This window comes from Limnochorda sp. (genome assembly GCF_047459355.1).
Classification (GTDB): domain Bacteria; phylum Bacillota; class Limnochordia; order Limnochordales; family Limnochordaceae; genus Limnochorda.
The window spans coordinates 39,138-48,839 of record NZ_VSCV01000018.1; the positions used below are offsets into that span (position 1 = coordinate 39,138).

The window sequence follows — 9,702 nt, forward strand, 5'->3', positions numbered from 1 at the left end:
GCTGGCCCCGGTGCTGGAAAGGCCCTCCCCATGGGCCATGCCCTCCCTCCACTCCCGACCATTGCTGGCAGGGTCGCAGGACGGGAGCACGAAGCCTCCCTCAGCGCAGGAGGGAGGATGGTGTTCATCCCCAGCCTGCCCAGCCAGCTTTGGCTGAAGCGGACCCTCCCTGTGGCGCATGGGGTGGGGATCGGGGAGGCATACCAACGTGCACAAGACGCGTCTTCTCGCCATGCTCGTGGTCCTGGCGGTCCTGGCGGCCGCGGGACTCAACCTGGGGACACCGGCCGGCCAGGCCCAAGAGCAGCTGGCCGACGTGGAGGGCCACTGGGCCGAGGATGAGATCCTCCAGCTGGCCGAAGAAGCCATCGTCACCGGCTACCCCGACGGCACCTTCAAGGCGGACCGGCCCATCACCCGGGCGGAGTTTGCCACCATCCTCACGCGGGCCTTTGAGCTGGCGCCGACGGTCGAGGAACGCCCGACCTTCCGCGACCTGCAGGGCCACTGGGCCCGGGAGGCCGTCCAGAAGCTCGCGGTGGCCGGCATCATCGAAGGCTACCCCGACGGCACCTTCCGGCCCGATGAGCAGATCACCCGGGCCGAGATGACCGCCATGGTCCAGCGGGCGGTGAACAGCCTCCATGGGCTGGCCGAGCAGCTGCCCGCCGGGTGGGAGCCCACCTTCAGCGACCTGGGCTCGGACCACTGGGCCTTTGCCGCCGCGGAGCTCGCCTACCAGGAGGGCATCCTGCCGCCCTACGTGCGGGAGGAAGGCTTCCAGCCCGACGAGGAGGCGACCCGGGCGGAGACGGCCTACATGGTGGCCCGCTCCCTGAACCTGGAGGTGCTCGAGGGGACCCTCACCCAGGCCGACGGCGAGAGCCAGGCCCTGGTCCTGGAGACCGAGGAGGGCCCCCGCAGCCTGATCCTGCCCTCGGATGCCCGGCTCATCCAGGGGGACCAGCTGGTGACGGCCGATGAGCTGGTGAGCCAGGTGGCCGTTCGGGTGATCGCCGATCCCTACGGCCGGGCCCGGCTGGTGGAGGCGGCCACCCCCTCGTCCACCGCCCGCATCACCGACGAGGCCCTCCAGGTGGCCCGGAAGCTCCTCACCCAGGAGCAGCTCCAGGCCCTTATCGCCGGCGACTGGACCCGGGCCGGCCAGGAGCTCCGCCTCACCCTGTACGACCTCATGATCGAGCGGGGCGCCACCCCCTTCGAGGCCGAGGCGATCCTCCAGGAGGACTGGGCCACCCTGACCGAGCTGGGCAAGGAGCGGCTGGCCGCGGCGGTGGCCGCCTACCTGGCCCTGCCTGAAGAGCTGACCCGGGCCCTCCTGGACGGCAACTGGGCCCGGGCCCAAGAGCTCGCCCAGTCGGAGGCGGCAGCCGAGATTCTCGGACGGTACCTCTTCCCCGAGGGCTGAAGCCCAACGGCCCAACCCAGCCCCGGCTCGGGGAGCCGGCGGCCCCACCCACCCGCGTCGGGCAGCTCCTTCGGGAGCTGCCCGACTCGTTTCGTCCCGCCCGGCTCGCCAGCGCCCCCCAAAGCTCGCCGCCCCCATCTCTCTATGGTAGAATACCACTCCAGAGGGAGGGGCTTACGTGGCCACATCCATTGGAGACCACCTCCGCCGGCGGTGGCTCGACTACCAGCGCCGGCGCCTGGAAGAGCAGGAGCGGCAGATCTCCCGGCAGGAGATCCGGCTCAATCTTCTGGAGGTGGAACTGGTCGAGCGTCGGCGGGAGGTGGCCCGCCAGGCCGAGCGCCTGGGGATCCCGCTCCCGGTCCACATCTTCAGCAGGGAGACCTTCTCCGAGAGCCCGCCCGCGCCCGAAGCACCCGCCGACCCCAACCCGTCGCCGGTCGCGGAGCTGGCCCGCTGGCGGCGGCAGCTGGAGGCCCGCCGGGCCGCCCTGCCCCGGCGGGAGCAGGCCATCCGGGAGGAGCTGGCCGAGCTGGAGCGGCTGGAGGCTGAGTTTCAGCGTCACTGGGAGCGCTTCCAGCGGCGGACGGCCGATCCCGGCTCACCTCTGGCCCGGCCCCGGCGGCGGATCACCCTCGGCGCCGGCTGGACCATGACCCAGACCTTGCTGGCCATCATCGCCGCGGTCTTCGTCTTGGACCTGCTCTCGGGCAACTGGCTGCTCCTGGCGGGGGCCAAGTTCGGGCCCAGCATCTGGGGCGGGCAGTGGTACCGCCTCCTCACCTCCGCCTTCCTCCACGCCAACCTGATGCACTTTGCCACCAACGCCTTCTCCATTTACATCATCGGGCCCCTGGTGGAGGGGATGGTAGGGGGCCGGCGGTTCCTGCTCATCTACCTGGTGAGCGCCGTGATGGGCTCGGGGGCCAGCCTCTTCTTCTCCCCCTTCACCTTGAGCGTGGGCGCCTCCGGGGCCATCTTCGGTCTCTTGGGCTACCTGCTCTTCGCCCACTGGCGCCGCCCCCAGGCCGTCCCCTACTCGGTGCGCCAGTGGGTGCTGGGCATTCTCCTGCTCAATGTCTTCATCACCTTCGTCATGCCCCGTATCGATATCTGGGGCCACCTGGGCGGGTTGATCGGCGGGTTCGCCGCGGGGTTCATCGCCGGCCCCCCCGGTCCGTCGCCCCTCGCGCTGTACCGGAGCGGCCGCCCGGGCCCCTTGGGGTTGGCCGTCCTGGCCACGGTGGTGATGGGGGGCTTCCTCTGGATCGCGGTCAACCCTGCCTTGCGGGCCCTCTTCTGAGACCGTCCGTATCGAGGGTGGGACGGTGCCTTTCGAGCCGCCTTCGCCGCGGCCAAAGCCGCTGCGTGCACGGTGGCCGGGAAGCGGTTCTCACCGGTGCTCAGGAAACCTTCCCTTGTTTCGCCAGTCATTCCCACGTATAATCGCAGTGGCTGACCGGTCAGTTCTGAGGCCTCTGCCCCTGGGGGCAGGACCATGGGTTTGACGACGCAGGAGGGGTTCACGTGAAGCGTTGGCCTTGGCTAGCCCTCGTCGCGGTCCTGGTGGTGGCGGCGGGCGTCATCGCGCTGCAGTCATCACCCCCGCCGGAAGAGGCGGTTCCGGCGTCAGGTCCGTCCCAACCCCGCCTCCTCGCGCAGGAGACCCAGCCCATGCTGGTTGAGGGCGTCCGGGTGGAGGCCCGCCCCCTGGTGGAACGGGCCACCTACCACGGCACCCTCCAGCCGCTGCGGATGGTCACCCTGACGCCCAAGGCCGCGGGCCGGGTGGCGGCCATCGAGGCCGACGTGGGCGACCGGGTGGAGGCGGGCCAGGTCCTCCTCAGGCTGGAGACCACGGAAGCGGAAGTCCAGGCCCGCCAGGCCGAGGCGGCGGTGGCCGCCGCCCGGGCCCAGCTGGACCGGCTGCTGGCCGGGGCGACAGAAGAGGAGCTGGAGCAGATCCAGGCCGCGGTCCGGCAGGCCGCCCTCCAGCTGGAGCAGGCCCAGGCAGAGCTGGCCCGGGTGGAATCCCTCTACGCGAAGGGCGGGGTCTCGGCCCAGGCCTATGAGAACGCCCGCACCCAGGCAGCCCTGGCCGAGGCCGCCCTCCGCTCCGCGGAAGCCCGCCTGCAGGCGGTGGAGGCCGGCGCCCGGGAGGAAGACGTGCGCGCGGCCCAGGCCCAGCTGCGCCAGGCCGAGGCCGGCCTCGAGCTGGCCCGGACCCAGCTGGCCAATGCCCTCCTGGAGGCGCCTTTCTCCGGCGTGGTGAGCCAGAGGTCGGCGGAAGTGGGCGCGCTCCTCTCGCCCGGGGCCCCCGCGTTCACCCTGGTGGATCTGGAGGAGCTGAAGATCTTGCTCCGGGTGCCGGGCCGGGAGGTCCTCGCCCTCACCCCCGGCGCCCCGGCTCGCATCCGGGTGGAAGGCCTGGAAGGCGCCTTCACCGGGCGGGTGCACCGGATCAACCCCGTCGCCGACCCCCAAACCAACCTCTTCGGCGTGGAGGTCCGGCTGCCCAATGAGGACCAGCGCTTGCGGGCCGGGCTGACGGCGACGGTGGAGCTCCCCTTGCGCCAGGTGGAGGAGGCCTTGGCCGTGCCCGCCCGGGCGGTGGTCACCTGGAACCAGCAGCGGGGCGTCTACGTGGTGGAAGAGGACGTGGTCCGCTTCCAGCCCATCGAGGTGGGCCTCCGGGACGGCGATTGGGTGGAGGCCCGCTCGGGCCTGAACGAGGGCGCCATCGTGGTGACGGCCGGTGTGGAGTTCTTGGAGCCGGGGCAGCGGGTCCGCCTCCAGCTGGCCCAGGAGCCGGCCACGACCTCGGCCAGCACCGGAACCGGGAGGTGACGGCGCGTGAATCTCCCCCGCTTGTCCATTAACCGGCCCATCACCGTCCTGATGCTCACCGCGGTGGTCCTGGCCCTGGGCTTCGTCGCTTTCCGGGGCCTGCCCCTGGACCTCCTGCCGTCCCTGGAGTTCCCCGTCGCCGCGGTGATCACGTCCTACTCGGGCGCGGGACCGCGGGAGGTGGAGAACCTGGTCACCCGGCCCATCGAGCAGGCTCTGGCCACGGTGGGCAACGTGACCAACATCTACTCCACCTCCTCCAGAGGCCAGTCCATCGTCGTGGTGGAGTTCAACTGGGGGACCAACATGGACTTCGCCACCCTGGAGATGCGGGAGCGGATCGACCTGGTCTCCGGCTTCCTGCCCGATGAGGCCGACAAGCCCATGGTGGTCACCTTCGATCCCGCCCAGATCCCCGTCATGGCCCTGGTCCTGGAGGGCGACGCCTCTCCCCAGCGCCTGCGGGAGCTGGCCGTCGACGTGGTGGCGCCCCGGCTGGAGCGGTTGGAGGGCGTGGCCTCCGTGGGCACCGCTGGCGGCCAGGAGCGGCAGATCCAGGTGCTGGCCCGGCCCAGCGCGCTCCAGGCCTATGGGGTGACCTTGGAGCAGATCGCCCAGCTCCTGGCCGCGGAGAACATCAACCTGCCGGGGGGCTCGGTGGTTGAAGGCGGGCGGGAGTACCTCCTCCGGACCTCAGGCGAGTTCCAGTCGGTGGAGGAGATCGCGGCCTTGCGGATCCCCACCGCCACCGGCGCCCAGGTGGCCCTGCGGGACCTGGCCCGGGTAGAGGACACCTTCGCGGATGTCACCGAGATCACCCGCCTGAACGGCAATCCCAGCGTGGGGCTCTCCATCCAGAAGGAGGCCCAGGCCAACACCGTCGAGGTGGCCCGGCGGGTCCGGGCGGAGATCGAGCGGATCGAGGCGGACCTGGGGCCGGGGTATCGGCTCCTCACCGTCTTCGACCAGGCGGAGTTTATCGAGCTTTCCATCCAGCAGCTGGTGGAGAACGCCCTGGTGGGGGCCGTCTTGGCGGGGCTGGTCCTGCTTCTCTTCTTGCGCAACCTGCGGGCGACGTTGGTGGTGGTGCTCTCCATCCCCATCTCCGTCATCGCCACCTTCGTCTTGGTCTACTTCGCCGGGATCAGCCTCAACATCATCTCTCTGGGCGGCCTGGCCCTGGGCGTGGGGATGCTGGTGGACAACAGCATCGTGGTGCTGGAGAGCATCTTCCGCCACCGGACCGAGGGCAAGCCCGCCCGGGAGGCGGCCGACGTGGGCGCGCGGGAGGTGGCCATGGCCATCACCGCCTCCACTCTCACCACCGTCGCCGTCTTCGTCCCCGTGCTCTTCATCGAGGGGATCGCCTCCCAGATCTTCCGGGATCTGGCCTTGACCGTCGCCTTCTCCCTGACCGCCTCCTTGGTGGTGGCGGTGACGCTGGTGCCTCTCCTCTCCAGCCGGATGCTGGCGGACCCCTCGGTGGCCAAGCCCCCCGCCACCCGGACGCCCCTGGAGCGGATCAAGGACGTCTACGGCCGGGCTTTGGCCTGGACCTTGCGCCACCGGCGCTTGGTGGCCCTCCTCACCACCCTGGCCGTGGTGGGCAGCCTCTCCCTGGTGCCCCGCATCGGCGCCGAGTTCATTCCCGAAACGGACCAGGGGATCATCACCATGACGGTCACCATGCCCGTGGGCACGCCCCTGGCGGAGACCTCCCAGGTGATGGAGCGGCTGGAGGCGGAGATCCGGGCCATCCCGGAGGTGGCCACTGTCTACAGCACCATGGGGAGCGGCTCGAGCAACCTGGGCTTCAGCCTCGGCGGCGGGACGGGCGGCGACCAGGCCACCCTCCAGATCACCCTGGTCCCCTTGGATGAACGCTCCCGCTCCAGCACCGAGGTGGCCGAGGAGATCCGCATGCTGGCCAGCCGGGTGCCGGGCATCGAGTACTCGGTCTCCGCCGCAAACATGATGGTCAGCCTGGGCGGCAGCCCCATCTCCATCGAGCTTCGGGGCGAGAACGAGGTGCAGCTCATGGCCGTGGCCGAGGAGCTGGCCGCCCGGATCCGGGCCATCCCCGGCACCCGGGAGGTGGAGACGAGCATCGACACCCAGCGGCCCGAGTACACCGTCCAGATCCGGCGGGAGCGGGCCGGGGAGCTGGGCCTCACCGCCCCCCAGATCGCCTCCGCGGTGCAGACGGCCGTGGACGGCAAGGTGGCCACCCGCTTCCGGGGCGGCGGCGAGGAGGTGGACGTGCTGGTCCGGCTGGTGCCCGAGGCCCGGCAGAACCTGGACGCCCTGAGCCGGATCCCCATCGCCTCGCCCGTGGCGGGGATGATCCCCTTGAGCGAGGCGGCCACCCTCACCCTGACCAGCGCCCCCCTCTCCTTGAACCGGAGCAACCAGGCCCGGGTCATCTCGGTGACGGGCCAGGTGGTGGGCCGGGACCTGGGGAGCGTCATGCAGGAAGTCCAGCGGGAGATTGAGGCGATGAACATTCCCGCCAGCATCCAGGTGGACTACACCGGCCAGGTGGAGCTGATGGCCGAGGCCTTCGAGCAGCTGGGCCTGGCCCTGATCCTGGCCGTCTTCCTGGTCTACGCCATCATGGCCTCCCAGTTCGAGTCGCTCCGTCATCCCCTGGCGGTCATGTTCACCATGCCCTTGGCCGTCATCGGTGTCCTCTTCGGCCTGTGGGTGACGGGCCACACCATCAACGTGCCCTCCCTCATCGGCATCATCCTGCTGGCGGGCATCGTGGTGAACAACGCCATCGTCCTGGTGGATTACGTCAACCTCCTGCGGCGAGAAGGGATGGCCCGGGAGGAGGCCCTCATTGAGGCGGGCCGCACCCGCTTGCGCCCCATCCTCATGACGGCCCTCACCACCATCCTGGGCATGTTGCCCCTGGCCCTGGGGATCGGCGAGGGCGCGGAGATCCAGGCGCCGCTGGCGGTGGCGGTGGTCTTCGGTCTCACCTTCGCCACCTTCCTCACCCTGTTCATCATCCCGCTGGCCTACCAGTGGACCGACGACCTGGGCCGGCGGTTCTCCCGCCGGAAGCCGCAGCGGGAGCTGCCCGGGCCCGTGCCTGGTGGCCACCAGACTGTTGGAGAGGAGTCGAGAGCGTGATGCGTCGCTGGCATGGGATGGCTCGTTGGTACGCTGGTCGTCGAGGCGGGACGACCCTTTGGACCCTGCTGGCGGTCCTCCTGGCCCTGGGCCTGGCCGCCCAGCCGGCGGCCAGCCAGGCGGGCGCCCCCAGCCCGGCTTCCGCCGGGAGCCCCGACGCTGGGGCCGGCGCCTTGCGGGAGCTGACCCTGGAGGAGGCCGTCGCCCTGGCCCTGGAGCGGAACGCCCAGATCCGCCAGGCGGAGGCCGACCTGGAAGAGGCCCGGCTGGTCTTGGAGGAGACCCGGGCCCGGCACCTGATGCAGCCCAACCCCGTCACCCTCCTGCAGGCCGAGACGGGGTATGAGCTGGCCCGCCGCAACCTGATCCTCACCCGGAGCCAGGTGCGCCTCAGCGTGGAGCAGGCCTTCTACGGGGTCCTGCGGGCGGAGAACCTGGCGGAAGTGGCCCGGGAAGGGGTGGCCCTGGCGGAGCGACAGCTGGCGGTGGCCCAGGATCGGGTCGCGGCCGGCGCGGCCGCGCCGGTGGATGCCATCCGGGCCGAAAGCCAGCTCTCCTCGGCCCGGGCCCAGCTCCTCCAGGTGGAGGGGGCGGTCCAGCTGGCCCTCCTCGCCTTCCGCCAGACCCTGGGCGTGGACCTGGACACGCCCATCCGCCCCGCCAGCCAGCCGGTGGAGGTGGAGCCCATCCCCATCGACCTGGAGGCAGACCTGGCCTTCGCCCTGGAGAACCGGGTGGAGGTCCTCCAGGCCCTGGCGGGCATTGAGGCGGCCCGCACGTCGGTGGAACTGACGGACAACGACTACACCCCCGGCCTCAGCCACGAGCGGGCCCGGGTGGGCCTGCGCAAGGCGGAGCTGGCCCTCCAGCAGGTGCGGGATGGCATCACCCTGGAGATCCGCCAGCTCTACCAGACCCTCCTCGACGCGGAGCGCCAGGTGGAGGTGCTGGAGCAGGCTGTCGCCGCCGCGGAGGAGAGCTTGCGGATCACCGAGGCGATGTACGAGGCGGGGGTGGCCACGGACCTGGAGCTCCTCAGCGCCCAAACGGCCTTCATCCAGGCCAAGACCAACCTGGTCAACGCCCGCTTCGATCACCGGGAGGCCCAGGTGCGGTACGCCCACGCGGTGGCCCGGGCCCTGGCCGAGGGTGGGTCTGAGCGATGAGGACCGGACCAATGGAGGCGCCTGTGATGCCCCGCTTCGTCGGACGGGGTGGACACGCTCGCCCCCGGGCGCGGCGGCTGTGGCCTGCGGGCAGGCCGCTTGCCCTGGTGGCGGTGTGCACCGCCCTTCTGGTGGTCCTGGCGGGCCTTCTCTCGGTGAGCCCGGCGGCGGCCAGCCAGCCCGAGGCGACCCCGGTCCTGACCCTGGCCGAGAGCCTGGAGCTGGCCTTGGAGCACAGCCCCCGCCTCGGCATTGCCCAGAGCCGCGCCCGCCAGGCCCTGGCCCAGGTGGACCAGGCGGAGAGCCTCCTGAAGCCGCGGGTTGATGTGTTTGGGACCATCTCAGAGCAGACCACCAGCGACCTCCCCGCGGGCCTGGGAGGCAAGGACCCCAACCTCGCCAGCCACTCGCTGGCAACACACGGCGACTCCGTAACCTCTGGAGCCGTCGGAATGAGCTACACCCAGCTCATCTGGCCTCTGGGGGAGAGCCGCATCCAGCTGGAGCAGGCCCGCCTCGCGCCCGAGGTGGCCCGGGCTCAGGAGGCCCTGGAGCGGGCCCAGCTCCTGCGGGACGTGGAGAACGCGTACCTGAGCGTGCTGGAGGCCCAGGCCACCTTGGAGTGGGCCCGGCTCCTCGAGCGGAACGCCCAAGAGGCCCTCCGGGTGGTGCAGGACCGGGTGGAGCTGGGGGTGGCCACCGAGCTGGACAGGCTGGCCGCGGAGGCGGGCGCGCTCCAGGCCCGGCAGGCCCGCCAGGCGGCAGAGGACGGGCTGGAGCTGGCTTGGGAGGCCCTCTACCAGATCATGGGCGTGCCCCGGCCGGAGCAGCTTCCTGCCCTGGAGCCCCTGAGCCAGCTGCCGGCCGACGCGCTCCTGGCAGGCCTGGACCCGGAGGCGCTGAAGGCCCAGGCCCGGGCGGGCCGGCCCGAGCTGGTCCAAGCCCGGCTGGGGCTGGAGCAGAGCCGGCTGCAGGTGGAGCAGGCCCGGATCCAGAAGCGGCCCCGCCTCTCCCTGGAGGCGAGCTACACGCCCGAGGGAGCCGAGAACTCCCTCAGCCTGTCCTTGGATGACCGAGCCCTCCTCCAAGCCACCCTCACCCGGGTGGAGTCCGAGGTCGAGC

At 71.2% G+C, this 9,702-nt stretch carries 6 protein-coding genes; all 6 read left to right on the plus strand.

What is annotated here, in order from left to right; translation table 11 throughout:
- The first annotated feature begins 208 nt into the window (after positions 1-208).
- Positions 209-1,429 (plus strand): S-layer homology domain-containing protein, encoded by a 1,221-nt coding sequence (locus tag FWJ67_RS07630; RefSeq protein WP_304172666.1) that lies wholly within the window; start codon positions 209-211, stop codon positions 1,427-1,429.
- A 178-nt stretch (positions 1,430-1,607) separates the two neighbouring features.
- Positions 1,608-2,732 carry a rhomboid family intramembrane serine protease gene (locus FWJ67_RS07635; protein WP_304172665.1) on the plus strand — a complete coding sequence of 375 codons (1,125 nt, stop codon included), beginning with the start codon at positions 1,608-1,610 and terminating at the stop codon, positions 2,730-2,732.
- A gap of 224 nt (positions 2,733-2,956) precedes the next feature.
- Entirely contained in the window at positions 2,957-4,276 is a 1,320-nt protein-coding gene (locus FWJ67_RS07640) for an efflux RND transporter periplasmic adaptor subunit (RefSeq protein WP_304172664.1), read from the plus strand.
- Between the two features lie 6 nt (positions 4,277-4,282).
- On the plus strand, positions 4,283-7,414 hold the full coding sequence (locus FWJ67_RS07645; RefSeq protein WP_414482677.1) for an efflux RND transporter permease subunit: 3,132 nt from the start codon (positions 4,283-4,285) through the stop codon (positions 7,412-7,414).
- Complete coding sequence (locus FWJ67_RS07650) at positions 7,414-8,580, plus strand: TolC family protein (RefSeq protein ID WP_414482679.1); 1,167 nt, start codon at positions 7,414-7,416, stop codon at positions 8,578-8,580. Before FWJ67_RS07645 ends, FWJ67_RS07650 begins: the two co-directional genes overlap by 1 nt.
- A gap of 107 nt (positions 8,581-8,687) precedes the next feature.
- The coding region (locus FWJ67_RS07655) for a TolC family protein (protein WP_414482678.1) at positions 8,688-9,702 on the plus strand (1,015 nt) is incomplete at its 3' end.

What these genes read in the sequence shown, in the direction of transcription:
- FWJ67_RS07650 (WP_414482679.1), top strand. Translation starts at nt 7,414, where the DNA reads ATGCGTCGCTGGCATGGGATGGCTCGTTGGTACGCTGGTCGTCGAGGC.